This is a genomic window from Candidatus Ozemobacteraceae bacterium (genome assembly GCA_035373905.1).
Lineage (GTDB): Bacteria > Muiribacteriota > Ozemobacteria > Ozemobacterales > Ozemobacteraceae > MWAR01.
The window spans coordinates 182221-208261 of record DAOSOK010000001.1 but is presented as its reverse complement, the minus strand read 5'-3'; the positions used below and the strand labels follow the sequence as shown (position 1 = coordinate 208261).

The window sequence follows — 26041 nt, the reverse complement described above, 5'->3', positions numbered from 1 at the left end:
GAATGACATGTTGGTTGCCGAAAATCCTTGACAAGAATCACGGTTGCTCACAAGATTGGGAGTATCTATGACCTCGCATCGTCTCGAACGGGTCGAATCAACGATCCTTCGCGAACTGTCCATCATCCTGCAGCGCCGCATCAACGATCCGCGCGTCCGCGGCGTTCATTTTGTAGGCGTCAATATAAGTCCGGATTTCCATCTCGCCCGCGTCTCGTTCAGCCTGCTCGAGGAAAGTCTCGATCCCGAGGAAGCCCAGCGCGGTCTCGACTCGGCCAAGCCCGTTCTGCGCGGCGAGCTCAAGAAGGCCGTCCAGCTCCGAAAGATCCCGGAACTCGCGTTCCGGTACGATCCCTCGATCAAGGAAGGCGACCATATCCTCGACCTGCTCCGAAAGATCGAACGGCCGAAAACCCCTCCCGCCGATTCCGAACCGAAAGACTGACGGGTCCATGCATCGCCCCACCGACACCGACTCGACGCTCTTGGCACCGCCGTCTCTTTCCGGTATGGCGACCGACACCTGGGGTAGCCCGGCATACGACGCGAAGATCGCCCTGATCCGCGATCATCTCGGGAAGGCGCGCCGCGTCTTCTCCATCGCCCACCCCTACTCCGACGGAGACGCCCTCGGGTCCCAGCTTGCCCTCCACCATTGGTGTCGCGCCGCCGGGAAAGAGTGCGTCACGCTGAATTTCGATCCGATCCCTCCGCAGATATCATGGCTCACGGGCTCGGAGGCCCTGACCGACACGCTCCCCGACCGGGAGTTCGATCTCGGTTTCCTGATGGAGACGACCGAGGCCTCGCGCATGGGGGACCGCACGCGGTTTTTCCGCCGCGCGAAACGGTGCATCCACCTCGACCATCACCTCGACGTACCCGGACTCGGTGAATTGAACCTGATCGACCCGACCGCGAGCTCGACCTGCGAAATACTCTACAATATATTTTGTGGAATGGATATTCCGCTGAACGACGACATCATGTCGGCTCTGTATATCGGCATCATGACGGACACGGGGAATTTCCGATTCCCGAGCACCACGCCGCGCGCGCATGAGATCGCCGCGACGATGATCTCGCGGGGACTGAAGGTGGCCCCGATCTTCAAGCGGGTCTACGAGACAAACGACTGGCGCCGCGTCGTCCTGCACGGCATCTCTATGGAACGGGCAACCCGTCATTTCAACGGGCAGCTGATCACCTCGTGGCTGACCCTGGACGATTTCTCCCGCCTCGGCGCGACGGAAATCGATGCGGACGGCTCGATCGCGCCTCTGACCACGATCGCCGGGGCTGAAGTCATCGTGATGTTTCGCGAACTCGATCCGACGACGATCAAGGTGAGCTTCCGCTCGACCGGCCGGATTGACGTCCAGGCGATCTGCAAGACCTTCGGGGGCGGCGGGCACAAACTCGCGGCCGGCGCCAATTTTCAGCATACCCACATGCAGACGGTCATCGACGACGTCATCTCGGCGATCGGACCGGCGCTCGCGGCCCTTCGCACGCCATGACGCGGAAAGGGCTCACAGCATGAACAGCGACGGATGCCTCGTGGTCTACAAGCCGGCCGGCCTTTCCTCGCACGACGTCGTCGCGATGGTCAGAAAGGCCTACGGGGTCAAGGCTGGCCACGGCGGCACGCTCGATCCGATGGCGCAGGGCGTTCTCCTGATCTTCATGGACAAGAGTCTGAAGGTCCTCCCCTACATCCCGCCCGCGTTTCTCGACAAGACCTACCTGATGCGCGTCACGCTGGGCCGGGCCACCGATACCTACGACGCGACCGGCCAGGCCACCTACGAGCATCCGGGCCCCGTAACCGTCGATCGCGACGCGATCCTCACGGCCCTCCGCCGCTTCGTCGGCACCTACGACCAGAAACCGCCCGTCTACTCGGCCATCAAGGTGCAGGGGAAGCGCGCCTATGCGCTGGCGCGTGCCGGCGAGACCGTCGAACTGGCGAGCCGAAAGGTGCATGTCACCTCGATCCGCCTCGTGCGGGACTTCGAATCGGGCGGCTGCCGCCATCTCGTCCTTCGCATTCATTGTTCCCGCGGCACCTACGTCCGCTCCGTCGCGCACGACCTCGGCCAGGAACTCGGCTGCGGCGGCCACCTGTCGTATCTGCTGCGCGAGCGGGTCGGCTCGTGGACGCATCTGCAGGCCTTTCCCGCCTGGAAGATCGAGAACCGCCTCTCCTTCGACGAGACCCCGGCTTTCATGCCGTATTCGGCCATCCTGCCGTTCGCGCGGGCGACCGTCCAGCCCGGCGTCGAGGCCCGCATCAGGAGCGGCACACCGCTCGAGGCCAAAGACCTCCTGAAAATCGAACCCGGCCACGTCGACAACGCGCAGGACAACGTGATCCAGATCGTGTCCGCCACCGGCGAACTGATCGCCCTGTATGGCCCGCCGGCGGCCAACAAGCCGAAGAACGGCCAGAAGCTCATGCCGATCCGAGTCTTTTCCTGACGTTTCCGTTCGGGTGATGCGATGAACCTGTATAACCTTCTCTCAGGCCCGCTCCACACCGGCCCCTGCGTCATCGGGCTCGGCACGTTCGACGGGGTCCACCTCGGCCATCAGGCGCTGATTTCCGCCATCATCCGCGAAGCGAAGAAGGAAGGCATCTCGTCGGTCATCTTCACCTTCGATCACCCGCCCCGCCGCCTGCTGGATCCGACGAATTTTCCCGGCGAAATCACGACACCGGAAGAAAAGTTCCGGCTCCTGCTTCACACGGGCGTCGACAGCGTGGTCTTCCGCCCCTTCGATGAAGCCTTCGCGCGAACTCCCCCGGAGGAATTCATCCGGAACGTGCTGATCGAGCGCCTCCAGGCGCGGCACGTGTTCGTGGGGTTCAACTTCGGATTCGGCATGCACCGGCGCGGCAGCGCCGAGTTCATGCAGAAAGAACTTCGCTCGCTCGGCCGGGAATGCACGATCATCTCCCCCGTCACGGCGGCCAGGCATCTCGTGAGCAGCACCTTGATCCGCGAGTCTCTCGCCGACGGGGAGATCGAACTCGCGTCACGGCTGCTGGGCAGACATCCGTCGATCAGCGGCGAGGTCGTTCACGGCGACCACCGCGGCCGCGACATGGGTTTTCCGACGGCGAACCTGCCGCTGGAAAACTCGATCAAGGTCCTGCCGCCGAAAGGCGTCTACTACTGCATCGTCGACACGCCGCTGGGGGCGTTCGACGCTCTCGTCAATATCGGCACCCGGCCGACGTTCGACCGCAGCATGCTCCTGCTGGAAGCGCATCTGCTCGATTTCTCGGGCGACCTGTATCACCGGACGATCCGCGTGCGATTCGTGAAGCGGCTTCGCGATGAAATCCGCTTCCCTTCGATGGATTCGCTCATTTTCCAGATCAAGGCCGACCTGGCGTCGGTGCGCAGCCTGGTATCGAGTGATACGCCGCGATCGGCAACGCTCGACTGAACCTCCCCCGTCAGAGGAACTCCGTTTCCCGAAGGTCCGCGAGATTCGGACCGACCGCCGCGTCGCATACAAGCGGTACGCGCAGGTCGACGACGCGTTCCATGACGCCGCGCAGGCGCGGGCCGACATCCGGGAGTTCGCCGGCCGGCACGGAGAAAACGATTTCATCGTGGATCTGGAGGATCAGCCGGGTCTGGAATCCGGCGCGACGCAGCTCGCGATCGGCGTCGAGCATGGCCTTTTTGACGAGGTCGGCCGCCGTTCCCTGGAGGGGCGTGTTCCGGGCGACTCGCTCGCCGAACGCCCGCATCGTATGGCTCTTTTCCCGAAGCTCCGGAAGCGGCCTGGTCCGACCGAACATCGTCGAGACCTGCCCGTCGGCCTTCGCTTTCGCCAGATTCTCCTCGAAAAAGGCCGTGACGCCGGGGTAGCCTGAAAAAAAGCCATCTATATATTTCTGCGCTTCCGGTCTCGGGATGCCGAGCTGTGAGGCGAGGCCGTGAGCGGAGATTCCGTAGATGATACCGAAGTTCACGGTCTTGCCGATCTTGCGCTCGGCTTCGGAAACCTCGCCGACCGTTTTCCCGAAGATGCGGGCGGCTGTCATCGCGTGGATGTCGAGCTTGTTCCGGAACGCTTCGACGAGCGCGGGATCGTCGGAAAAGTGCGCCAGAAGTCGAAGTTCGATTTGCGAGTAATCGATCGAGAGCAGAACGTCGCCGTGGCGTGGAGGAACGAACGCCCGCCGTACTTTTCGCCCCAGTTCTGTTTTCACCGGGATATTCTGGAGGTTCGGGTTTGAGCTGGAAAGCCTGCCGGTCGCCGTCACAGTCTGGTTGAAGCAGGTGTGGACCAGGCCGGTTTTCGGGTCTGCCAGAGTGGCGAGCGTATCGACGTAGGTGCTCTCGAGTTTCGCGAGCTCCCGGTAATCGAGCAGGTCGCGGCAGATCGGATGAAGCGGCGCCAGTTCGGTCAGCACGTCGCTGTCGGTCGAAAAGCCTGTTTTCGTCTTTTTCGTCGGGGTAAGCCCCAGTTTCGTGAACAGGACCTCCTGCAGTTGTTTTCCCGAGTTCACATTGAACACATAGCCGGCATGGGTATGGATCGACGCCTCGAGCTCGCGCATGCGGTCCCGGATGTCGGCTGCGAGTTCCTTGAGATACGGCCTGTTGAGACCGATGCCGGTCGTCTCCATCTCGAGCAGGAGGGGCAGCAGGGGCAGTTCGAGATCGGAATACAGCCCGCCGAGAGGGCTCTCAGCGAGCCTGGCCGTGAAAAGCATGAACAACTTCATCGTGAGAAGGGCGTCCTGGCAGGCATACGATGCCGCCGTCTCGACCTCGACCTCGGAAAAGGGGCGTTTTCCGGCGACATCGGCGTATTCACGGGTTTCGACCCCGAACACCTTTTCAGAGAGCTGCTTGAGACCGTTCGACATCGTCGGATCGAGCACGTATGCCGCGAGCATCGTGTCGAATATCTTCGTCGGCAGCGGAACTCCCGCGGTTTTCAGAAACGCGAGGTCGAATTTCAGATTGTGCCCGACGACTCTCCGATCGCGCCATGCTTCGGCGAGCAGCCTGTACACTTCCCCGGCGGGAGGCTGAACGATCACGCCGAGATAGGAGTGGTTCAGCGGAATATAGGCGGATCGGCGCTCGTTCACGGCAAGGGAAACGCCAACGATCCGGTCCGTCCGGGGATTCAATCCGTCCGTTTCAATATCAAGAGCAATATCATGATCGGCCTCGGCGAGGAACGAGGCGATCGCCTCGATATCCGTGAGGAGAAGCCGATCACCCTCGAGGGGTTTCAGCAAAGTTTTCGGCTGTGCGCTCGCATCCGGAGCTGGATCGCCCGCCACGAATGCCGGGCCGGGCGAGGCGACGCCGTCCGCGAGACCGGCAGCCAGGCTCGTGAACTCAAGTTCCCGAAGCATGTTCGCGAGTTCCGGCGAATGCAGGCTCGAGAGATTCCACGCATAGGCGGCTTGGTCGTCGATTTCGGGAACCGTCCGGCAGATCGTGGCGAGTTCGAGGGAGAGGAGGGCCGACTCCTTTCCCGCAGCCAGCTGTTCCCGCATACGCGGGTTGCCGATCTTCTCGAGATTCGCATACACCTGTTCGAGAGAGCCGAACTCGCGGATGAGGCTCAGGGCTTTTTTTTCTCCGATGCCGTCGACGCCCGGGATGTTGTCCGAACTGTCGCCCCACAGCGCCTTCATGTCGACGATTCGTTGCGGCGGAAAGCCGTATTCGGCCTCGAACGATGCCGGGCCCATCGTGACCGTCTCGGTGATGCCCTTCACGCACAACTCGACGACGACGCGCTGGTCGATCAACTGCAGGAGATCGCGGTCTCCCGTGACGATCGTCACCTCGGTATCGTGCTTGAACCGTTCAGCAAGCGTCCCGATCATGTCGTCCGCCTCGTATTCGCGGCCGGCGGCGATCTTAATTCCCATAGCCTCAGTTATTTTATGAGCAAGCGGCAGCTGATGCAGGAGGTCTTCCGGCGTCGGCCGGCGATGAGCCTTGTATTCCGGGGATCGGCGGTGGCGGAACGTCTCGCGAGCGACGTCGAAAGCGACGCAGGCGAACTCCGGGCGCCGCTCGCGCAGGAGCTTGAGGAGCATGCGCGCGTAGCCGAACAGGGCTCCCGTCGGCTGTCCCGAACGGGTGCGCAGATTCTTGCCATCGAAAGCATAAAACGCGCGAAAAACGATGTTGTTTCCATCGATCAACAGACAGCCGGGCATGTTCTTTTCTCCGTGGCGCAGCGGCGCGGCGACAAGTATACCCTACCGGCCCCTTTCGCGCCCGGGCGAAACGCCCCTCACTCCCAGTCGCCGGTGAGAATGAAAGGGGCCCAATGGAACGGGGAGGGATACGCTGCCCGCAGCTCCAGCTGGGCGCCGCGAAGAGCCTCGTCTTTTCCGGCACCTGCCATAAGCCGAGTGTAAAAGCCTTTCATCAGCTCGGCGCAAGATGCATCGGCGACGGGCCACAGGCTCGAAAGGACCGTCGGCGTGCCCGCATACATGAACGAGCGGGTAAGTCCGACGATCTCATCGCCTCCGTATATTTTTCCCATGGCTGTCTGGCAGGCGCTCAACGTGACGAGCCCGGCATGCAGTTCGAGCGCCGCAACGTCCTTCACCTTCATCGGCGCCGTCCCGAGCATGACGGCCGATTCCATGGGCATCGCCGGATTCAACAGACCGTGAGTCGCCAGATGGATGACATCCCGGCCGCCCGCCTCGAGCGCGAATGTTTCGGGAGACATGGAACCGGTCGCGATCACGCATCGCCTGTCGGGAGAAAAGAGCGATCCCACCGCCTCGACTTCGTGAATCGTGTTCGGAAGCTGATCGAGATTGTCCATCCGACATGCCCCAAAGGCGAAGGCAAACAGCGATTCGCGTTTGCGCCGGTTCTTCTGCCGGCAGAACCGGAAGGCGTTCGCCGAAGGAAGATGGATGAGGGAGAACCGCTCCACAAGGGCGCGACCGTTTTCATCTTCGAGCGCGGCGAACGGGAGGAAATGCAGGGTTCCATGGAGAACGAGCACCAGGCGTTTTTTCCCTGCGAGGAGAGGTTCGACAGGAGCGATCAGAACGTTGTACAGCGATTGTGATTTTCCCTGCACGTCCTGCGTATGTGAACCGGTCTCTGCCATGATAAGATTTCTGAACGCGGCCACTTCCCGGGTGAGCCGATCATCGGGCCAGGCGAGCGAAACGACAGCCGGACGTTTTCGTTTCAACTCCTCCGCCCCCAGCGCGAACGCCCACACCACGTTGCCCGACGGGCTGCGATAGTATTCGATCAGCGCGGTATCCGCATCGATCAGCCCTTCGATTGCCTCGAGAGGAACCGTGTTGACCGTCGAAAAGGCGGCAAATTCGCTTCCTGCAAGATCGAACAGGCGGTCCTCGTCCCTTCTCAATTCGTCCGCCTGCCGGCCGAGCGTCTGGATGAATTCCAGTCCGCGGCGATCAGCCGGTGCGCCCGGCACGCCCCTCAGCTGTCGGTCGATCTCGTTCTGGAACTCGTCAAACTGCATGCGGTGCTGTTCGAGCCGGTCGAACTCAGGCTCGAGTCGCTCGCGCTCGTGCGGTTTCAGTAAGCGCCGTTTGTCGGTGGATCCAAAAAGGTCCACGAAAGCCCTCGCTCTCGCGCGTTCCACATACGACAATGCCTCATACGGCCGCCCCAAGTCGAGAAGCACGCGCACCATGGCCTCGTAGACGCGCGTCCTGGTGGCCATGTAATCCCGCTTCAGGCGCTCGAGGGTAAGCTGGGCGCGAAACGTCTCGATCTGCTCGATCGACTCCGCGTAAGCTTCCCTGGCCTCATCCAACTTGCCCCGAGCCTGGCATGCCCGTCCTTTCAGGAACAAGACGTCCCACAACTGCCGTGGCTCGTCGATGAGCCGGGCGAGTTTTTCAGCTCGGGCAATCCATGACTCTGCATCGTCGATCCGATGTTTCTCGATCAGAGCATCGGCGAGATAGATGCACGCATAACACTCGGCCATCTCCCGGATGCCGGCGCTCATGCTCGACGTCAGTCCGACGGCCTCCCGGAAAAGTCCGATCGCCTGGTCGAGGCGGCCCGCTTTCTGAAGCGTTGCGCCCCGCAGGGTCTGGATCGAGAAACGCACCTCGGCAAACCCATGATTCCCGATCAGGGACGAAGCCGACGCAAATTCGGCGAGCGCTTCCGCATGCCGTTCAAAGCGCTGCAGAACCGTTCCCTTCCCGATGTGGTAATACGCGGGAAACATTTTCGCAGCCCATCCCAGGAAGGCCTGTGGCGAACCGTCGTCGGAGGGCGAACAGGCGTCGGCGATGTGTTCCAGCCAGTCTCTCAGCCGGAGAAATCCCGGCATACCATAGATCCGGAGAGCGTTTTTCGGATCGTTGATGAAGGTATACAGGCTCGCAAGCTGGATATAAACCGACCAGCAGGTCAATGCTTCGGTGAGATTCGATGTCTGTTCCAGAAGATCAAAACCCCTGTTCCCTTCGGGCGCGGGGGAAACGCCCCACCGGGGGTCGCTCATGACTCCGGGTTCCTGCTCCCGCAGCAGGCGTTCGTAGAGCAAACCGGCCGCAATAAAATTTCTGCTCAGCCATTTGAGATCGGCCAGCTTGAGAACGCACTGGCGGCGAATGAGCTGATTATCGCATGTTTCCGCCATCAGGCCAGCTTCGTTCAGGACCGACTCGGCCTTGTCGAATTTCTTCTGCTGGCAATAGATCGATGATGCATCCAGCATGGACGTGATGATCGATTCCGAGGCCATTCGGGCGGTCGGCTCGAACAATTGCCGCTCTTCCGGTCGCAGCGCCTCGTAGATCCGAAGTGTTTCCCGGCTTATGGACGCGATATCGAGATAGGCACTCAGCGCCCCGTCGAGATTTTTCATGGACATCGCCGCGAGGCCTTCCCCCTGCCGCTGGATCGCCCTGAACTGCATGGCGAGAATCGGGTGCGTGCCATCAACAGGTTCCGCCTGGACGGTCACGGCAAGAAGGACTAGGAACACGAAGCAGCATCGCCTCGATAGCATTCGCCGGATCATGAGTTCCTCCCCGTTCACAAGCTACCGGAAGTTTTTTCCAATCTATCATGCGCGGTTCGGATCCGCCCGATGGTATGATTTTCACGGGTGGCAAAGTTTCGAAAAACCCGATATAACGAATGTCATTCGGCTTGCTCCCGGGGAGGAACGGACATGGCAGCTTTCGGTCGTCGCATTCTCGGTGATCTCATGCGCGCTTCTCAACTCGAGTGGCTCGTCACGAACGGACTCGGCGGCTTTGCCGGCTCCACGGTCATCGGCTTGAATACCAGGCGCTATCACGGCGTCCTCATCGCCGCCAGGAGGCCACCCGTCGAGCGGATCGCGCTGGTGTCGCGCATTACCGAGACGCTGCTGATCGACGGTTGCGAGTATCCCCTGTTCACCGCCCGCCCCGCCGGCGGCGCCCATCCGCTCGGCCATCTGCACCTGGAGCGGTTCACCACGGATCCCATTCCGACCTGGACCTGGCAGCTCGGAGACGTGCTCGTGGTGAAGAGCCTCTTCATGATCTACGGCCAAAACTCGACCGTCGTGACCTACAAGATCATGAACGGCGGACACGAGATCGAGCTCCGCCTGCGCCCGCACTTCCTGTTCAGAGATTTTCATGGCACGACCTACAGGAACGCCGGCTTTCTCGACAACACGCAGGTCACCGACAACTCGCTCAAACTCCAGCCGTTCGCCAACGCCCCGACCGTCCACATGGCATGGGACCGTGGCGGATTCGTTCCGGATGCGCGCTGGGAAACGGCGAATTTCCTGTCGGAAGAGGCCGCCCGCGGTCTCGAGTCCCATGAGGACGACTTCTCCAACGGCTATCTCCGGATCCAGAACCTGCACGGTTCCGCCTCGGTGCTGTTCTCGGACGAACCGATCCATGCGTTCAATCCGGTGGATCTGCGAAAACGCGAGGAACAGCGGCAGGAACAGATCATCGAGATGTTCCCGACGGAGGATCCGATGATCCGGCGCCTCCTCCTGGCGGCCGACCAGTTCATCGTCGACCGCCGCAGCACTCAAAGCCGTTCGATCATCGCCGGGTATCCGTGGTTTTCCGACTGGGGGCGAGACAGTCTGATCTCCCTTCCTGGACTGACGCTGGTGACGGGCAGATTCGACGATGCCCGTTCGATCCTCAGAACCTTCGCCCTCTCGATACGAGACGGTCTCGTCCCCAACTGCTTCGCCGATCATGGATCCGATGCGTTATATAACAGTGTCGATGCATCACTCTGGTTTTTTCACGCCGTCCACCGTTTTCTCGAATATACCGAAGATTATGATTTCGTCAGGGAGCATCTTCTCGCATCGATGCAGGCGATCATAGAAGCCTTCATCACCGGCACGCGGTATGACATCGGCATGGACCACAACGACGGCCTCATCCTCGCAGGCAACGAACTCGTCCAACTCACCTGGATGGACGCGAAAGTCGACGAGTTCGTCGTCACCCCCCGGCATGGGAAAGCCGTCGAAGTCAACGCCCTCTGGTATAACGCCCTGCGCCTGCTGACGCATCTTCTGGACACGTACGGCATGCCCTCGCACGACATCTCGGCTCTCGCGCGAAAAGTCCGCGCCTCGTTCAGGCGCCGGTTCTGGAATCCCGAGACGGAATCTCTCCACGACGTGATCGCCCACGACGGAACTCCCGACCGCTCGCTCCGGCCGAATCAGATTTTCGCCGTATTCCTGCCGTTTTCGGTTCTCGAGCAGGCCGAGGAACGAAGCGTCGTGGACACTGTCTATAGACATCTGTATACTTCGCACGGACTGAGGAGCCTCGCCCCCTTCGAGAGGGCGTATACTCCGAGGTTCGGCGGTGACCGCCTCACCCGGGACAAGGCCTATCACCAGGGAACCGTCTGGGGCTATCTGATCGGCCCCTTCATCACGGCCTATCTCAAGGCGCACAACGCCTCGATGGAAGCTCAGCTGCGCGCCTCCCACATGATCGAGCCGTTCAAGCTCCATCTCGAGCAGGAAGGCTGCGTCGGCAGCATCTCCGAAGTGTTCGATGCAGACCCGCCGCACGCAGCCGCGGGCTGTTTCGCTCAGGCATGGAGCGTCGCGGAACTCCTCCGCTGCTACGTGGAGGACATCAAGGGTCACCGTCCCACCCTCGGAGTCGCGAGCTGACTTTCTCCTTCAGCCTTCGGTTTTTCGCATTTCCTGCCGATGCTTGAGACGTAGTGAAAAAAGCGGAAAACCAATTCGAGGTGGGCTCCCGTCGCACATGATCGTTCAGGGCCGTCCTGGAAAGAACGGCTGGCAGAAATGGGCCCCGTTCTCACGCTCGGGATCAACATCGGAGTTGCCCTGGGCCTGGGAATAACCTTCGGCTTCGCGTTCGACCGGTATGCCGGGACCGATCCGTGGGGCTTGTGCATCGGAGCCGTTTTCGGGCTTGCAGCCGCGATCCGAAACGCGTGGCTGGTATTGCGAAGGAGCATGGATGTCCGTGGCCGGTGAAAACCCCGTTTCCCAGCAACTGATCGTTCGTTTTCAGCGTACGGTCTATCTGCTTGGGCTCGGTCTCAGCGTCATCATCCTGACGATCGGGATGGTGGGCTGGAAGCAACTCTGGTGGGGCACGCTGATCGGTATGGGACTCGGACTCGGCAGCTTTCACATCCTGACCATCACCGTCGGCAACATGCAGCCCGGGTCGAACCGGGTCGTGATGGCGAAGGGTGCGATGTATTCCATGTTCAAGATCATCGGTTTGTTTCTCATCATCTTGGTTCTGTACGGACTCGGGCTGAATCTGATTCAGGTCCTCGGCGGGCTTCTGTCGAGCCAGCTGGGAATCGTCGGAGCAGCCGCAGTCATCATGCTCGACTTGAAAAAGTCCGATTCGGGGACGACACATGCATGAATTAGAGAGCAAGATATTTTATCTTCTCGGCTTCATTCCCCTTCCCCCCGGAGTTGTCCTGCCGCTCCTCATCACGGCAACTCTCGGCCTGTTCGCGCTGCTGGCGACGCGGCGCGTCGATTTGGTTCCCAGGCCGCTCCAGAACCTGGCGGAGTGGATATACGAACAGCTCGAAGGGTTTGTCACGACGATCGTCGGCCCCGATCTGGCGGCCGAGTTCGTTCCCTTCTTCGGAACGGTCTTCCTCTACATCCTCTCCGAAAATCTGCTCGGCATCATCCCTGGGCTCAAGTCGCCCACAAGCGTCTTTTCCAACTGCCTCGCGATGGCACTGGTGATCTTCCTCATGACCCATTACCTCGGTTTCACCCGACAGGGCCTCGGCTATCTCAAACATTTCTGGGGTGACGTCTGGTGGATGGGCCCACTGATGTTCCCGATTCACGTCATCGGCGAACTTGCCCGTCCGATCAGCCTGACGCTTCGCCTGTTCGGAAACATCATGGGCGAAGACGTCGTCATCCTCGTCCTGACCATCTATCTCTTCCCTTTCCTCGTTCCGCTTCCCATGATGTTCATGGCCATCTTCACCAGCGTCATCCAGGCCATGGTCTTCACCATTCTTTCAGGGATCTATGTTTCCGGAGCCGCCCATCATGCCGACGGGCACGCCGGAGACGGTGACAAATCTCACGCAACTCATCCAGTCAAGGAGATATAAGTATGGAACCCATCACCCTCCTACGTGTTGCCGAAGCCCTCAGTGCCGCATTTGCCGTCAGCATCGGCTGCAGCGCCGCCGCCATCGCCCAGGGCATGGCCGTCAAGCAGGCCTGCGACAGCATGGCACGCCAGCCCGACCTGGTCGGCGAACTGCGCTTCACGATGATCATCGGCCTCGCCATGATCGAATCACTGGCGATCTACTGCCTGCTCGTCTCCCTCATTCTCCTCTTCGTCCGCTGGTGACCGGCGTTGCAAATCCTCCCGGGAATTCTGATCCCGGACGGAGGTTGATCATGTCTCGAATTCGACTGCCGTTAGGCCTTCTCATCGTCCTGTTCTGCCTCGTCAGCCCGTTCCAGATGACGCTGTCCGCTGCTGAACTGGCCCCGACTTCAGCGATGACGGCTGAAGCCTCGCACGGAGCCGCTCAAGCCGGCGGACACGGTGAGGCGGGGATGTTCGACATCGACGTGCGCATTCTCGCGTCGCAGGTATTGAACTTCTTCATTCTCATGTTCGTCCTCAACCGTTTCCTGTTCACGCCCATCAGGGGTGTTCTCGAGGAGCGTCGCCAGCGGATCGGCGAAGCGATGGACGCGGCCGAAGGCAAGAATCGAGAGGCCGCCGAGATCAAGGCACAGTACGAGAAAAAACTTGCGGGCATCGAACAGGAAGCCTATCAGATTCGCCAGAAGGCGATCAGCGACGCTCAGGCTTCCCGTGACGAGATCCTTGCAGAAGCCAAGGCCAAAGCGGCCGGGGTTCTCGACAAGGCTCAGCACGATATTTCCATCGAACGTCAGAAATCGTGGGTTCAGCTTCGCGAAGAAGTCGTGCGCCTGACGATGGCGGCGGCGGAACGCGTTGTGGAAGCCTCGCTCGACGACGAGAAACACCATGCCCTCATCCGTCGCACGATCGACCAACTGGAACGCGAATCGGCCGATGGAGGCGCAGCTTGAAGACGCTCGTCGTTGCAAGACGGTATGCCGAGGCGTTCCTGAACGCCCTGGGCGAACCCAGGCTGGATGCCGGATTCGCCGGCCTCAAGGCGTTCATGCAGGCCGGCTCCCAGGAACCGCAGCTCCTCGCCGTCCTGCGCCAACCTTCCATTCAGCTCGAGCGCAAACTGGCCCTGATTGACAGCCTGATCCCGGCCGCCGAGGCGCCGCTTGTGGGAGAGTTCCTCAAGACCCTGCTCAAGCGTCACCGGTTCGACCTGTTCCCGATCATCGCCGAAGAGGCCGAGAATCTGTACAATCAGCGGCGCCGGATCACGCGCGTCCATGTCCGCTCGGCCGTCGCCCTGCGGGACGAGGAGCGGAAGCGTCTCAGCACGACGCTGGCAAAGCGCGTTCAGGGCCAGGTCATCCTCCACGAAACGATCGAACCCCATCTCATGGGCGGAATCGTTTTGCGGTTCGAAGGCCGCGTGCTCGATGCGTCGATCCAGACGACCCTCAAAAACCTCAAGGAACGCCTCAATTCCCTCAGCAGTAAATTCATGAGCGGTGACGCTCCGGCGACGACCGTCGCCTGAGGAGGAATCATGCCAATCAAACCTGAAGAAATCGTATCAGTCCTTCAGAAGGAAATCGGTTCATTCTCGAAGGAGTCGAAAACCGTCGATGCCGGCATCGTCCTGCAGGTCGGCGACGGCATTGCCCGCGTGCATGGTCTTCAGCAGGTGATGGCCGGCGAACTCGTCGAGTTCGCGAACGGCGTGCGCGGTTTCGTGCTCAATCTCGAAGAGGACAACGTCGGCTGCATCATCATGGGTTCCGACAACGGCATCCGCGAAGGCGACCTGGTCAAGTCGACCGGGAAGATCGTTTCGGTGCCCGTCGGCGACGCACTGCTGGGCCGCGTCGTCGATCCACTGGGACAGCCGCTCGACGGCCAGAGTCCGATCGTGACGACCGAAACCCGGCCCACCGAGATGAACGCCCCGAACGTCGTGCAGCGCCAGCCCGTGAAGGAACCGCTTCAGACCGGCATCCAGGCTATCGACGCCCTGATCCCGATCGGAAGAGGTCAGCGCGAGCTGATCATCGGCGATCGCCAGACCGGCAAGACCGCCATCGCCATCGACACGATTCTCAACCAGAAGGACACAGGCGTCATTTGCGTCTACGTCGCCATTGGTCAGAAGTCGTCTACGGTCACACGCATCATCGAGACGCTCCGCAAGCACGACGCCCTCAAATACACGATCGTCGTCAGCGCCTCTGCGGCAGACCCTGCTCCTTTGCAGTTCATCGCCCCCTACTCCGGCTGCACGATGGGCGAATATTTCCGCGATAAGAGCAAACATGTGCTCTGCGTCTACGACGATCTCTCCAAGCATGCCCAGGCGTATCGTCAGGTCTCCCTCCTGCTTCGCCGTCCGCCTGGCCGCGAAGCCTATCCCTCGGACATTTTCTACCTGCACGCCCGCCTGCTGGAGCGAGCTGCGAAGCTGAGCGACGAGCTCGGCGGCGGCTCCCTAACGGCGCTTCCGGTCATCGAGACGCAGGCAGGCGACTTCTCCGCCTATATTCCGACGAACGTCATCTCGATCACCGACGGTCAGATCATTCTCGAAAGCGGCCTCTTCAACAGCGGCGTCCGCCCAGCCATCAACGCGGGTCTGTCGGTCTCGCGCGTCGGCGGCAGCGCCCAGATCAAGGCCATGAAACAAGTGGCAGGCCCCCTCCGGCTCGAGCTGGCCCAATATCGAGAATTGGCCGCATTCGCCCAGTTCTCGAAGGACCTCGACAAAGCGACCCAGGCGCAGCTCGCGCGCGGTGAACGTCTCGTGGAGCTTCTCAAGCAAGCCCAGTATATGCCGCTCGAGGTTGAGGACCAGATTCTGTCGATCTTCGCAGCAACCCGCGGATATCTCGACAGTTTCGATAAAAAATATATCACTCAGTTTAAAAAACAGCTCTGCGTCTACATCCGGGAAAAGCACCCGGAGATCGGCTTCAAGCTTCATAAGACGAAGGCCATCGACACGGAGCTGGACGCGGCAATGCATGCCGGGATCAAGGAATTCCTCGAGCAGGTGTTCCTGCCGAGTCTCGGCACGACCACATCTGCAGAAGGCGGAACCCCGAAGGCAGAGGCGTAACCCATGGCCACGCAAAAGGATATTCGGAAAAAGATCGGCGGGGTGAAAAACACCCAGCAGATCACCCGTGCGATGAAGATGATGTCCACGGCGAAGCTTCGGCGGGCGATGGACCGGCTGAACGCGATGCGGTTCTATCTCGTGAAACTGGAACAGATGGTCGCCGCCCTCTGCTCCGCCATCGAGAAACCCGACCTGCACCCGATTTTCCAGCCACACAAGAGCCGGCGCAACTGCGGCATCATCCTCATCACCGGCGATCGCGGCCTGTGCGGCAGCTTCAATCAGGATCTCATCAAGCAGACGCAGGCTCTTGTCCGGGAACGAAAGGACATGAACTGCCGGCTGTTCCTCGTCGGACGCAAGGGGTACGAGTTCTTCAAGCGGCGGCCTTCCGACAAAATCAGCATGGACTACTTTCCCGAACTGCTGGCACGTCCGGAACCCGATTCGATCCGGCTCGCGGCGAAGAACTTCCTCAGTTTTTACAACAACAACGCGATCGATGAACTGCTCATCGTCTACACGGGATCTGTGTCGGCGCTCGAGCGCAGAATCGAAGTCAAGAAGATGCTTCCCTTCGAGTTCAGCCATATCCAGAGCAAGAACGCGCACCACCCCCATGCGACGATCGAGTTCGAGTTCGATCCGTCCCCGGACGTCATCCTCAACTCACTTATACCACGGTATATAGAAGGCATGTTCCTTCGCGGCATTCTCGAGTCGTCGGCCGCCGAGCAGGGAGCCCGCATGGTAGCCATGGGCGCTGCGACGGACCGCGCCGAGGAGATGATCTCGGAAATGACCCTTCTGTACAACCGCATTCGCCAGGCAGCCATCACCAAGGAACTTTCCGAAGTGATCGGCGGCGTCGACGCTCTGGCAGACTGAGCGCCGGATAGACCACACAGGAGCAGTTTATGAATCAAGGCCAGATCCTGCAAGTCATGGGGCCCGCGGTCGATGTGAAATTCGAAGCCGGCTCACTCCCCAGCATTTCCAACGCGCTTGAAGTGGTCAATTCCGCGACGAAACAGCGCCTCGTGCTGGAAGTCGCCATTCACCTCGGCAACGACGTCGTGCGCACCATCGCCATGGGGCCGACCGAAGGCCTCATCCGGGGCCAGGAGGTCAAGGACACCGGCGCGCCGATCAGCGTCCCGGTCGGCCATAACGTGCTCGGCCGGCTCTTCAACCTCCTCGGCGAGACGCTAGATGGAAAGGAAGCGATCAAGAGCGGCGAGCGCTGGCCGATCCATCGTGCTCCGCCCACCTTTGCCCAACAGGGCAAGACGACGGAAATTTTCGAAACGGGTCTGAAGGTCATCGACCTGCTCATCCCGTATGCCCGCGGCGGCAAGATCGGCCTGTTCGGCGGCGCCGGCGTCGGCAAGACGGTCCTGATCATGGAACTGATCAACAACATCGCCAAGCAGCACGGCGGCGTCTCGGTGTTCGGCGGCGTCGGCGAGCGAACCCGCGAAGGCAACGATCTGTATCTTGACATGAAGCAGTCAGGTGTCATCGACAAAACCTGTCTCGTGTTCGGCCAGATGAACGAACCGCCGGGTTCCCGTCTGCGCGTCGCGCTTTCGGCGCTGACGATGGCAGAGTATTTTCGCGACCGCGAAGGTCAGGACGTTCTGTTGTTCATCGACAACATTTTCCGCTTCGTGCAGGCCGGCTCCGAAGTCTCGGCCCTCCTGGGGCGCATGCCCTCGGCCGTCGGCTACCAGCCCACTCTCGGCACGGAAATGGGCGCCCTCCAGGAACGCATCACCTCGACGACACGCGGATCGATCACTTCCGTCCAGGCGATCTACGTGCCTGCCGACGACATCACCGACCCGGCCCCGGCGACGACGTTCTCGCACCTCGACGCGACGACCGTTCTCTCGAGAAAGATCGTCGAACTCGGCATTTACCCGGCCGTCGACCCGCTGACGTCGACCTCCCGCCTGCTCACGGCGGAAATCCTGGGCGACGACCATTACAACACCGCGCGCAGGGTGCAGGAAATTCTCCAGCGGTACGAAGATCTGCATGACATCATCGCCATCCTGGGCATGGAAGAACTCTCGGAAGAAGACCGGTTGATTGTCAACCGCGCCCGTCGCATCCAGAAATTCCTGTCCCAGCCGTTCCACGTCGCCGAGCAGTTCACGGGCTACAAGGGCAAATACGTTCCCCTGCAGGAAACCGTGGCCAGCTTCAAGGCGATCGTCGAAGGCAAATACGACGAGTATCCCGAACAGGCATTCTATATGGTAGGAAATATCACCGAAGTCGAGGCGAAAGCCGAACAGCTTCGGGCGACCGGAGAAGCGTGATGTCAGACTTCCATCTCGTCATCGTCGCCCCCTCGAAAAAGATGCTGGAGTTCACCGCCAGAGGGATCTCCGTGCCCGGAATGGCGGGATACATCGGCGTGAGAAAGGACCGGGAGCCCCTGCTCGTCAGCATGAAGGTGGGCGTCATCCATGTGATCACGTCCGACGGCGAGGAACTGTTTTTCGGCGTGACCGGGGGGTTCTTCGAAATGATCGATAACGAGGCCACAGTGCTGGCCGATGCTCTCATCCCGCAGGATGCTGCTGAGATAAGCGAACATCTGAAGGGAAAGAAGCTGACGATACCGGCTGAGTTCGCCAGCGAGATACAGAAATGCGATCTTGCTTCGGCTCTCCTGTACAAGCGAATTCACCACTGACCCCCGAAACGAACGCGGGTGCAGCCGGCCCGGCCGCACCCGCGTTCGTTTTTTTGTTGGCCGGAAGGCATTGTTGCGATAGAATGATATGCAACACCGTCCGTGAAGGAGTATCGAGAATGCGACGTATGTTTCTTGCCTGCGTGCTGTTGTCTCTGGCCGCCATCACTGTACCGGCGTTTGCGCTGAGCGGCGATGCCAAATCCGAGTTCGACGAGTTCATCCGGAATATCCGCGAGGAAAAGCGGGTCGACCAGATCGGGTATCTGATTCTCGCGAAGCTTCCCCCTTCGCGGCTGAGCGAAGATCAGATTCTCCGAACGGCTGGCAAATATTATTACGCCTCACCGGAAGGGTATCTGACGCATGTGAATTTCGTCCGGCTCGAACGTCTCCGCCAGGCGAAAATCCAGTATTCGATTCTCGACAAGAAGCGCCTCGACGATGCGACCGAGTCATGGAAGATGGTCTGGGTTGAAACGTCGGCTCAGGAAGCAGCATTGCGCGACTTGTTCGAACCATTGTATTCGCACAAAAATACATTTTTCATCAGAATCCGGCCCGAAGACGAGGCGAAGCTCATCGGGCTCGAGCTCCGCTACAGCACGCTCGACGAAACCCTGATCCGTCAGCGCGTGCCGGCATGGCCCTCGCCCCTCAAGGCGGCAAAATTCGATCCGGCCGTCGCCGACCAGCTCGCCTCGATCACGGCTTCTGACATGGCGGCAACAGTTGAAACCCTCCAAAATTTCAAGAGCCGCCAGGTCAGCCAACCTGGGAATGCCGAGGCGGTCAAGTGGCTCGCCGAGCAATTCGAGGCGATCGGCGGCCTCGAGGTCACCACGCCTGAATTCACCTACAGTTCGAAAAAGTTGATGAACGTCGTCGCCGTCCAGAAGGGCACGGTCGATCCCAATACCGTCATCGTCGTATGCGGGCACATGGATTCCACCGTCTCCAGCTATAACTACGCGACGGCACCCGGCGCGGATGACAACGGCAGCGGCGCGGCCGGCGTTCTTCACGTCGCACGGGTCGCAGGCAGGCTTCCCCTTCCCTATACCGTGATTTACGCAGAAGTGAACGCCGAGGAAGTCGGCCTGCTCGGAAGCAAGGCTGTAGCAAAAGCCCTTGCCGCTCAAACCGGCGTTCAGATCAAAGCAGTCCTGAATATGGACATGATCGCCGACAGGGACGACAACGAGGTCGCCGTCATCGGCAACACCCGCAGCAACTGGCTGATCGACGTATTCAAGGACACCGCCCTCACCTACACGGGGCTCAAAAGCAAGACGCTGTATGACTCGAACATCTGGTATTCCGACCATTCCTCGTTCTGGAACATTGGAGCATCGGCCATCCTGACGATCGAAGGGTATCCGGAGATGTCGAAGCATTATCACAAAACCACGGATGTCGTCGCGAACATGGAGCCGACGCTCATGGAAAAGATCGCGCGGAGCCAGCTCGCCGTTCTTCTGACGCTGAACAGGGCGACCAATTTCAACTGATGACATCCCCGACCCTGGCGACCTTTTTCACCGGCAACGGAAGCCGGCCGTTCGACCGGCTTCCGGCTGACCGGTGCGGCAAAATCTACGTCGACCTCCCCCATCGTTTCTTCGCCGACACCGCTTCGATGTTCGAGTATTTGCGAAGCGCGCGCGACCTCGGCGCGAACGTCATGCTGCTGCTGCCGCATTTCCTTCCGAGCTTCTCCGAGTACGTCGTGAAGGATTACGAACGCCCCTGCGCGTTGTTCGGCACGTGGGACCGGTTCACCTCCTTCATGGCCGCGGTGCGGGATCTGGGAATGGACCGCATGATCGATATTCCGTTCAATCATGCGGACCAGCAGGCGGAACATCTCGCGAAGCATTGGTTCAAACAGCATGAAACAGGCGGGACAGAAGCAGGCGCCGACGATGTCGACGCCGATGGCAACCGGGTGCGGATCAACTGGGGAGCGTATGTCCTCGAGAACGGCAACCCGGAATTGATCAGATACTGGCTCGACAAGGTGATCGTGCCCCACGTGGGACACAGGAACGTGAATGCGATACGGATCGACGCGGCCTGGGGCCTCGACCGGAACGGGTTGGCTTCGATCGTCCGCGAGACGAAGCGGAAATACCCCGACACCTGGTTCGTCGCGGAAAACCTGGGAATGGCGCGGTTGATCGACCTCGCCGAGTCAGGTCTCGCTGCCGGCGCCGAGCGGTATTTCAACAACATGTACTGGTATGACGGCGGAAGATATATTCCTTCTGATATATATCGATTTTACAAGAGATCTGGCCGCAAGCCGAGCTGCGCCATCTGGTCGAGTCACGACGTCCTGATGCCGGCCATGAAGGCGCTCGCCCTAGCCGATCGACAAAAATACGGCGAGATTTCGAACGACAAGGCTCTGCACAGGGAGATCGTCGACAGGGAGGGCATTCGCAGTCTGTCACAGGTTTCGGACGACCTTCGCCGGAAGGTCATTACCCTCATGAAACTGGATTTTCTGTTGACCTGCTTCATGTCGTCAGATCTGATGTTTACGGCGGGCAGCGAGTATGCGCTTCTCGAACGGATCAACGTGCTAAAAACGGGCCCTGGCGAGTGGGCACGGGGTATTCAGACGGATTTTCCGACGTTCATGAAGCAGCTTCTGCGTGTGCGTGCCGGCGACCCGCTGTTCAATAGCGATGGCGTTCTGATTCCGTTCGGAACCTGGAAACGTTCTCCAGCCGACATCAAGGGGTACGTCAAGCGCGTGCCCGGCCGCGATCTTCTCGTGGCGGCGAACATGAATCTCGATGAACCTCGACCGCTCCGATTGCCGAACTGCATCAGGCGCTCGGAGCGCGTTCGCGAAATCGTCGGAGACCATTTCCGGGAAAGCGACGGCAGAAATCTGTCCGCCGAGGTCATGCTGGCGCCAGGCCAGGGCTGCGTCCTGTACACGGTCGGATAGGAGCGCGGCGTTCGCCCGCGCCCGTTCTGCGATTCTATATGTTCACATATAATTTTATGATGGAGTGAGAGAGACATGTTGATTGAAGAGACGGTGAAAACACAGCATCCTCAAACGCTCGTCGACGTAACCGAACTGGTTCGCAGCGCGGTGAGAAAGTCCGGCCTGAAGGAAGCCCACGTTCTGGTCTCGGTTCCGCACACCACTGCGGCGCTGACCATCAACGAGAACGCTGATCCCGATGTCATAAACGACATCCTCAGGCGCATCGAGCGGATCGTCCCGACCGACGACCATTCCGACCGGCACGCGGAAGGGAACAGTCATGCACATCTGAAATCGAGCCTGTTCGGGTCGTGCCACCCATTCATTGTGAAGGACGGCGACCTCGTCCTCGGCACTTGGCAGGGCATCTACCTGTGCGAATTTGACGGCCCGCGCACACGCAAATTACTGATCAGTGTTTTAGCATCGTGAAACGCACGCGGGGGCGCATTGCGATGCGCCCCCGCGTAAACTGTTATATCCTGATTAGTATTTGTAGCAACTGCCGCCAATATATTCGCGAATGAGAGCGTTTTTCGGGATGACGGACTCATCTTCCCAGACCGTGATGGATTCGAGCAGGTCGTGAACACGCTTGGCCCGGATATAGGCATCCTGGCGTTTGGGCTCGTTGCGGTATGCCTCGAGGAATTCCGGGAACCACTTGAAGAGATGCTTCTTGTATATCGGCAATTCGTAGGCCAGCGAGCCATCGATGATGTGGTCGACCGTTCCCAGGAAGGGGATGATGTGCTGGATCTCGGACCGGCGCACGTAGTGCCAGTGTTCAAGCGTCTGCTTCGGACCGTAACTGCGATGCCATGAATCGCGGACCATCCGGCGCAGAAGCCGGATGTCCGTCCAGCGAAGGAATTCGCCGTCCTTGTTTTTGATCTGGCACAGGGTCTCGATATACAGCTTGAACTTTTTTTCCGCCGGCACGCTGTCGGTCATGGGGCCATAGAGGCCGTGCAGGCTGTCGAGCAGCAGGATCTGGTTCTTCTCGAGTTTCAGGGGATCGGTTTCCGTTTCGCGTTTCCCGGTTTTGAAATTATAGCGAGGCATCTGGATGGTTTTGCCATCCATCAACTCGGCCAGGTGGCGGTTGATGAGTTCGAGGTCGAGCGCCTGGGGCGTCTCGAAATCGTAATCGCCAAACTCGTCGCGCGGATGATGCGAAAGATCAAAGAAGTAGTTGTCGAGGTTCATCGCAACCAGTTCGAAACCATGCTGCGACAGGAACTCGCCCATCTTGATCGTCGTGGTCGTCTTTCCGGAACTGGACGGGCCCGCGATGATCACGATTCTGACCTGGTCTTTGCGTGCGATGATCTTATCGACGGCGGCTTTGAGATCAGCCTCGTATTTCTCGGTCACTTCCTGAACGAGCCGGGGATACGTACCGTTCGCGATGCGCTGGTTGATGCGATCGATGCTGAAGCAGTCATGATCGATCGCCCAGGTGAGGACCTGCCAGATCTTCTTATACGGAATGTTTCCCGAGGTAGCCGTATATTGCTCGCGTCCCTGGCGGAGTTTCGCATGCTCGTATCGATACAGAATGAACGCCTTAGCCGTCTTCGCATGCCCTTCTTCGATCAATTCCTTCTCGATCAGATCCTGTACTTCCTCGACGCTGGGGAGTGCCGGCGGCTGTTTCGTCAGTTCGAGCTGATGGACGATCTTTTCGGCGAGAATTTCGGCCAATCTGCGATCCTCACCCCCGACCTCCGTCGCGGCCTGAAATATTGCATTAACGATTTTATCCTTGTCGAACGGCACGACGAGGCCGTTCCTTTTCACGATCTGCTTGATCGGCTCCAGATGTGGACTCATACTCGATTCTCCTCTATGATTTCCTAGTTTGCGTTCATGACCACTTTATAGACGACGGCAAGATTTCCGAGAATCTGTGCAATCTGCCCGCTTTCCTGCAGTTTGTTCCGCCGCACCAGTTGCGGTTTTGGCGGCACCAAGATAATATCGCCGCGTTTGATCTGCCCAACCCGGTGGAGAGGGAAAACCTCTCCATTCGCGCGAACGACAACGGTCTTTTGATGATTCGAATGTCCGGCAAACCCTCCGACGCTGTTGATGTATCCACGGGCGCTCATCCCCTTGCGATACATCAGGGTCGACGGATTCACAACGGCACCAACGACCGAAATCGTGTCTGGAATGGCCGGAATCGTTATCTCATCGCCATTTCGCAACACAACATCGTCGCCATTGCCTTTTCCCCGGTCACGCTCTTTCTTCCCCTTCAGGCGAACGGGAATTCTGAGAACATCCTGGCGAATCGATCGAGAGGAAAGCTCAAGCGAGCCATATTTCTGCTGCTTATCTTCTGGGATTCCCCGTGTTGTCTCTTCACGGGGTGTCGGCCTCTGGACAAGAACCGCCGATTTTTTCCCCGACACAGTCTCCGCCTGGTCGGATGGCGCTCCAAGAAGTTCGTTTCTCCCCTGCGGACTCGTAACGTCAATTTTCGCACCCGCACGAAGCAGATCAGCCTGCAAATCGATGTTAGCCTGGCGGAACAACTCCTCGCGCACCTGCTCGGCAACTTTAAGCTGTTCATCGTCGGCTATATTCGCGATTTTCCGCATGAAAATCGCACCTTCCGGGAAGGCCTCTTCCGTGAGGCCGCCGGCGCGTTCGATCAGATCTTCCAGTGTTTCGCCGCGTCGGCGGATGGCGTATGGCCCCGGCCGCCTGACTTCACCCTTCAGCACGACGACTTCGGATTCCAGCAACGCGTCGCCGCGCGCCAGGATGTTGACCCGGTCGAGAGGCATGATCGAAACGTTTTCCGGATCTTTGGGAGTGTTCAGCACTTTATTTAGATCGATATGTTTCGTTTCGCTGGTGCGCCCTTTCGCGACGCGCGCGACTTCCGCCTCTCCGGCAGCGTCAGCGGTAAGCCCCTTGGCACGCAGGATGAGATCGCGGATCTTCATTCCATCGCGAAAGATATATTCCCCAGGGCGACGCACAGCGCCGGAAATCGTCACGACACGCGTATCCGCCTCAACCTCTTTGTTCGAGAAAATCCTTATGGTATCGAGCCCATGAAGGGGAATCGCGGCGTCCTTTTCCCCGGCGAGAGCGGCAGCGGGATCGAACGTGACGATGCTCTCGCGACCGCCCTCGAGTTTGCGGATCAACTGACCGGATGCCGCTGCTTCCTCGCTTTTGAGGCCACCGGCGCGCTTCAGCAGATCACCAAGGGTAAGGCCTTCGGTGACAGCGTATTCGCCGGGGCGAAGCACGGCTCCATCCACCGTAACGCTGTTGCCAACGTCTTCGGTGGCGCGCTCGACGTCGATTTCATCGCCGCCGCTTATTTCGAATGAGGCAAGGGCACCCGCCCCATCGGTTGCACCGGCATCCAGGATTTTCCTGCGCTGATCCCCCTGCCAGCGATACACTTTCATCCGGCGGGGATTTGCCGAAGGCTGGATTCCGCCGGCCATGGCGAGCACGTCCGCCAGCATCTTCTCATCATTCAGTTCGAATCGGGCGGGTCTGACGACTTCCCCGCGAACGACCACCTGCGGTCCGACGGGGGGAACGAAAATGGTGTCGCCGCTTTCCAGCGAGACGTCCTGCGACTTGTCGCCGGTCATCAGATATTTATATAGGTCGATATTTGAAATGACGTCCTTCCCGCGCATGACCCGAATTTTCCGCATGGAACCACGCGAATTCGGGCCGCCGGCCTGATAGAGGGCCTGGAATGCCGTCGACAGGGCAGAAATCGTCATCGCACCGGGTCGTTCGACTTCGCCGGTGACGAAAATCTGGAGCATGCGGACTTTCGTAAGCGTCACCTGCCCCTTGAAATGGGCGAACTTCCCGGTAAGACTCCCCAGCACCGTCTGCTCGAACTCCCCGACCGTCGATCCGGCGACCCGCAGCAAACCGATGATCGGGATATACACCTGGCCTTCGGGATTCACTGTGACGTCGTAGACAGTCTCATCGCCCATTTCCGACCAGATGATGATCTTGAGATCATCCCCGGGCCCAAGGATGTATGCGGACGGCACCGACACCATGTCGGGAGTCGTCAGGACATCCCGTCCGGCAGTGAAAAAATCGAGGCCGTACGGTTTGTCTGCCATTTCACGGCCAAGAAGCTGGTCCGTCCGGCGCCTAATCATTTCCTCGTCGACCAGCGACGGCTCGCGCGGAGCGAGTTCTTTCTTCTCCTGGTAGGTTTCGCCAAGGGCTTTGAGCATCTCTTCATCTTCCTTGGCTTCCTGCTCCAGTTTTTTATATTCCTCCTCGGTGAGTTCCTTCTCGATCCTTTTCCGCAAAAGCTTTTCGAGAATGGCAACCCGCTTTTTCAGCTTCGCCGCGGTTTCCTTTTCGGCAGCTGCTTTTTCGGCGCCGACGATCGCAATCTCGTCTTCAACCGCCAGCTCTTCCTCGAAAGGAACCTCTGTCGTCGAAGGGGGGGTCTGCTTTTCGTCAGGTTTCCGTTCGAGCGTCCCTGGCGTCATCCGGTTTCCCGGAACCGATTGAGACGAAGAGGTAGAGGAGCGCAATCCG

Annotated in this window: 22 protein-coding genes; 18 read left to right on the top strand and 4 right to left on the bottom strand. The window is 59.7% G+C overall.

The features are described 5' to 3' along the window. Positions 1 to 67 precede the first annotated feature (67 nt). The 4 genes from rbfA to PLU72_00900 are packed head-to-tail and all read left to right on the top strand — an operon-like array spanning position 68 to position 3456. On the top strand, positions 68 to 445 hold the full coding sequence (gene rbfA / locus PLU72_00915; GenBank protein ID HOT26715.1) for a 30S ribosome-binding factor RbfA: 378 nt from the start codon (positions 68 to 70) through the stop codon (positions 443 to 445). A gap of 7 nt (positions 446 to 452) precedes the next feature. Then, on the top strand, positions 453 to 1520 hold the full coding sequence (locus tag PLU72_00910) for a bifunctional oligoribonuclease/PAP phosphatase NrnA (GenBank protein HOT26714.1): 1068 nt from the start codon (positions 453 to 455) through the stop codon (positions 1518 to 1520). Positions 1521 to 1539: 19 nt separating this feature from the next. Further along, positions 1540 to 2481 (top strand): tRNA pseudouridine(55) synthase TruB, encoded by a 942-nt coding sequence (truB, locus tag PLU72_00905; protein ID HOT26713.1) that lies wholly within the window; start codon positions 1540 to 1542, stop codon positions 2479 to 2481. A gap of 21 nt (positions 2482 to 2502) precedes the next feature. Next, entirely contained in the window at positions 2503 to 3456 is a 954-nt protein-coding gene (locus PLU72_00900; protein ID HOT26712.1) for a bifunctional riboflavin kinase/FAD synthetase, read from the top strand. A gap of 10 nt (positions 3457 to 3466) precedes the next feature. On the opposite strand, the gene polA is transcribed toward PLU72_00900, so the two are convergent. Together polA and PLU72_00890 are read right to left on the bottom strand one after the other, a co-directional pair. Beyond that, positions 3467 to 6214 (bottom strand): DNA polymerase I, encoded by a 2748-nt coding sequence (gene polA, locus PLU72_00895; GenBank protein HOT26711.1) that lies wholly within the window; start codon positions 6212 to 6214, stop codon positions 3467 to 3469. A 77-nt stretch (positions 6215 to 6291) separates the two neighbouring features. Further along, a complete protein-coding gene (locus tag PLU72_00890) occupies positions 6292 to 9045 on the bottom strand; it encodes a CHAT domain-containing protein (GenBank protein HOT26710.1) in 2754 nt (917 codons plus the stop codon). 153 nt (positions 9046 to 9198) lie between these two features. Between PLU72_00890 and PLU72_00885 the strand changes: the two genes are divergently transcribed. From PLU72_00885 to PLU72_00820, 14 genes are all read left to right on the top strand, one after another. Then, entirely contained in the window at positions 9199 to 11190 is a 1992-nt protein-coding gene (locus PLU72_00885) for an amylo-alpha-1,6-glucosidase (GenBank protein ID HOT26709.1), read from the top strand. A 138-nt stretch (positions 11191 to 11328) separates the two neighbouring features. Continuing rightward, positions 11329 to 11523: an AtpZ/AtpI family protein gene (locus PLU72_00880; GenBank protein ID HOT26708.1), complete on the top strand. Its 195-nt coding sequence runs from the start codon at positions 11329 to 11331 to the stop codon at positions 11521 to 11523. Then, entirely contained in the window at positions 11513 to 11929 is a 417-nt protein-coding gene (locus PLU72_00875; GenBank protein HOT26707.1) for a hypothetical protein, read from the top strand. Before PLU72_00880 ends, PLU72_00875 begins: the two co-directional genes overlap by 11 nt. Beyond that, positions 11922 to 12650, top strand: coding sequence for a F0F1 ATP synthase subunit A (gene atpB / locus PLU72_00870; protein ID HOT26706.1), 729 nt, complete (start codon positions 11922 to 11924; stop codon positions 12648 to 12650). Before PLU72_00875 ends, atpB begins: the two co-directional genes overlap by 8 nt. Positions 12651 to 12652: 2 nt before the next feature. Then, entirely contained in the window at positions 12653 to 12898 is a 246-nt protein-coding gene (gene atpE / locus PLU72_00865) for an ATP synthase F0 subunit C (protein ID HOT26705.1), read from the top strand. 50 nt (positions 12899 to 12948) lie between these two features. Further along, positions 12949 to 13617: a F0F1 ATP synthase subunit B gene (gene atpF / locus PLU72_00860; protein ID HOT26704.1), complete on the top strand. Its 669-nt coding sequence runs from the start codon at positions 12949 to 12951 to the stop codon at positions 13615 to 13617. Next, the gene (gene atpH, locus PLU72_00855; protein ID HOT26703.1) at positions 13614 to 14195 is read left to right on the top strand and encodes an ATP synthase F1 subunit delta; all 582 of its coding nucleotides are present in this window, start codon (positions 13614 to 13616) and stop codon (positions 14193 to 14195) included. The genes atpF and atpH overlap by 4 nt, the downstream gene beginning before the upstream one ends. Positions 14196 to 14201: 6 nt before the next feature. Then, a complete protein-coding gene (atpA, locus tag PLU72_00850) occupies positions 14202 to 15767 on the top strand; it encodes a F0F1 ATP synthase subunit alpha (GenBank protein HOT26702.1) in 1566 nt (521 codons plus the stop codon). Between the two features lie 3 nt (positions 15768 to 15770). Further along, positions 15771 to 16658, top strand: a complete 888-nt coding sequence (atpG, locus tag PLU72_00845) for an ATP synthase F1 subunit gamma (GenBank protein HOT26701.1) — start codon at positions 15771 to 15773, stop codon at positions 16656 to 16658. Positions 16659 to 16687: 29 nt separating this feature from the next. After that, positions 16688 to 18097, top strand: coding sequence for a F0F1 ATP synthase subunit beta (atpD, locus tag PLU72_00840; protein HOT26700.1), 1410 nt, complete (start codon positions 16688 to 16690; stop codon positions 18095 to 18097). After that, complete coding sequence (locus PLU72_00835) at positions 18097 to 18477, top strand: F0F1 ATP synthase subunit epsilon (GenBank protein ID HOT26699.1); 381 nt, start codon at positions 18097 to 18099, stop codon at positions 18475 to 18477. Before atpD ends, PLU72_00835 begins: the two co-directional genes overlap by 1 nt. Before the next feature lie 119 nt (positions 18478 to 18596). After that, positions 18597 to 19988 (top strand): M28 family metallopeptidase, encoded by a 1392-nt coding sequence (locus tag PLU72_00830; protein HOT26698.1) that lies wholly within the window; start codon positions 18597 to 18599, stop codon positions 19986 to 19988. Further along, positions 19988 to 21439 (top strand): alpha-amylase family glycosyl hydrolase, encoded by a 1452-nt coding sequence (locus PLU72_00825; GenBank protein ID HOT26697.1) that lies wholly within the window; start codon positions 19988 to 19990, stop codon positions 21437 to 21439. Before PLU72_00830 ends, PLU72_00825 begins: the two co-directional genes overlap by 1 nt. Positions 21440 to 21514: 75 nt before the next feature. After that, positions 21515 to 21916 (top strand): secondary thiamine-phosphate synthase enzyme YjbQ, encoded by a 402-nt coding sequence (locus PLU72_00820; GenBank protein ID HOT26696.1) that lies wholly within the window; start codon positions 21515 to 21517, stop codon positions 21914 to 21916. 54 nt (positions 21917 to 21970) lie between these two features. On the opposite strand, the gene PLU72_00815 is transcribed toward PLU72_00820, so the two are convergent. Together PLU72_00815 and PLU72_00810 are read right to left on the bottom strand one after the other, a co-directional pair. Beyond that, on the bottom strand, positions 21971 to 23320 hold the full coding sequence (locus PLU72_00815; protein ID HOT26695.1) for an ATP cone domain-containing protein: 1350 nt from the start codon (positions 23318 to 23320) through the stop codon (positions 21971 to 21973). 23 nt (positions 23321 to 23343) lie between these two features. Continuing rightward, complete coding sequence (locus tag PLU72_00810; GenBank protein HOT26694.1) at positions 23344 to 25992, bottom strand: SLBB domain-containing protein; 2649 nt, start codon at positions 25990 to 25992, stop codon at positions 23344 to 23346. Positions 25993 to 26041 lie beyond the last annotated feature (49 nt).

Coding starts and splice junctions, on each gene's coding strand:
- PLU72_00815 (HOT26695.1), bottom strand. CDS start 23,320: ATGAGTCCACATCTGGAGCCGATCAAGCAGATCGTGAAAAGGAACGGC.
- PLU72_00820 (HOT26696.1), top strand. CDS start 21,515: ATGTTGATTGAAGAGACGGTGAAAACACAGCATCCTCAAACGCTCGTC.
- truB (HOT26713.1), top strand. CDS start 1,540: ATGAACAGCGACGGATGCCTCGTGGTCTACAAGCCGGCCGGCCTTTCC.
- atpG (HOT26701.1), top strand. CDS start 15,771: ATGGCCACGCAAAAGGATATTCGGAAAAAGATCGGCGGGGTGAAAAAC.
- atpB (HOT26706.1), top strand. CDS start 11,922: ATGCATGAATTAGAGAGCAAGATATTTTATCTTCTCGGCTTCATTCCC.
- atpF (HOT26704.1), top strand. CDS start 12,949: ATGTCTCGAATTCGACTGCCGTTAGGCCTTCTCATCGTCCTGTTCTGC.
- atpE (HOT26705.1), top strand. CDS start 12,653: ATGGAACCCATCACCCTCCTACGTGTTGCCGAAGCCCTCAGTGCCGCA.
- PLU72_00830 (HOT26698.1), top strand. CDS start 18,597: ATGCGACGTATGTTTCTTGCCTGCGTGCTGTTGTCTCTGGCCGCCATC.
- PLU72_00825 (HOT26697.1), top strand. CDS start 19,988: ATGACATCCCCGACCCTGGCGACCTTTTTCACCGGCAACGGAAGCCGG.
- PLU72_00835 (HOT26699.1), top strand. CDS start 18,097: ATGTCAGACTTCCATCTCGTCATCGTCGCCCCCTCGAAAAAGATGCTG.
- PLU72_00890 (HOT26710.1), bottom strand. CDS start 9,045: ATGATCCGGCGAATGCTATCGAGGCGATGCTGCTTCGTGTTCCTAGTC.
- PLU72_00885 (HOT26709.1), top strand. CDS start 9,199: ATGGCAGCTTTCGGTCGTCGCATTCTCGGTGATCTCATGCGCGCTTCT.
- PLU72_00900 (HOT26712.1), top strand. CDS start 2,503: ATGAACCTGTATAACCTTCTCTCAGGCCCGCTCCACACCGGCCCCTGC.
- PLU72_00880 (HOT26708.1), top strand. CDS start 11,329: ATGGGCCCCGTTCTCACGCTCGGGATCAACATCGGAGTTGCCCTGGGC.
- polA (HOT26711.1), bottom strand. CDS start 6,214: ATGCCCGGCTGTCTGTTGATCGATGGAAACAACATCGTTTTTCGCGCG.
- PLU72_00910 (HOT26714.1), top strand. CDS start 453: ATGCATCGCCCCACCGACACCGACTCGACGCTCTTGGCACCGCCGTCT.
- rbfA (HOT26715.1), top strand. CDS start 68: ATGACCTCGCATCGTCTCGAACGGGTCGAATCAACGATCCTTCGCGAA.
- PLU72_00810 (HOT26694.1), bottom strand. CDS start 25,992: ATGACGCCAGGGACGCTCGAACGGAAACCTGACGAAAAGCAGACCCCC.
- atpD (HOT26700.1), top strand. CDS start 16,688: ATGAATCAAGGCCAGATCCTGCAAGTCATGGGGCCCGCGGTCGATGTG.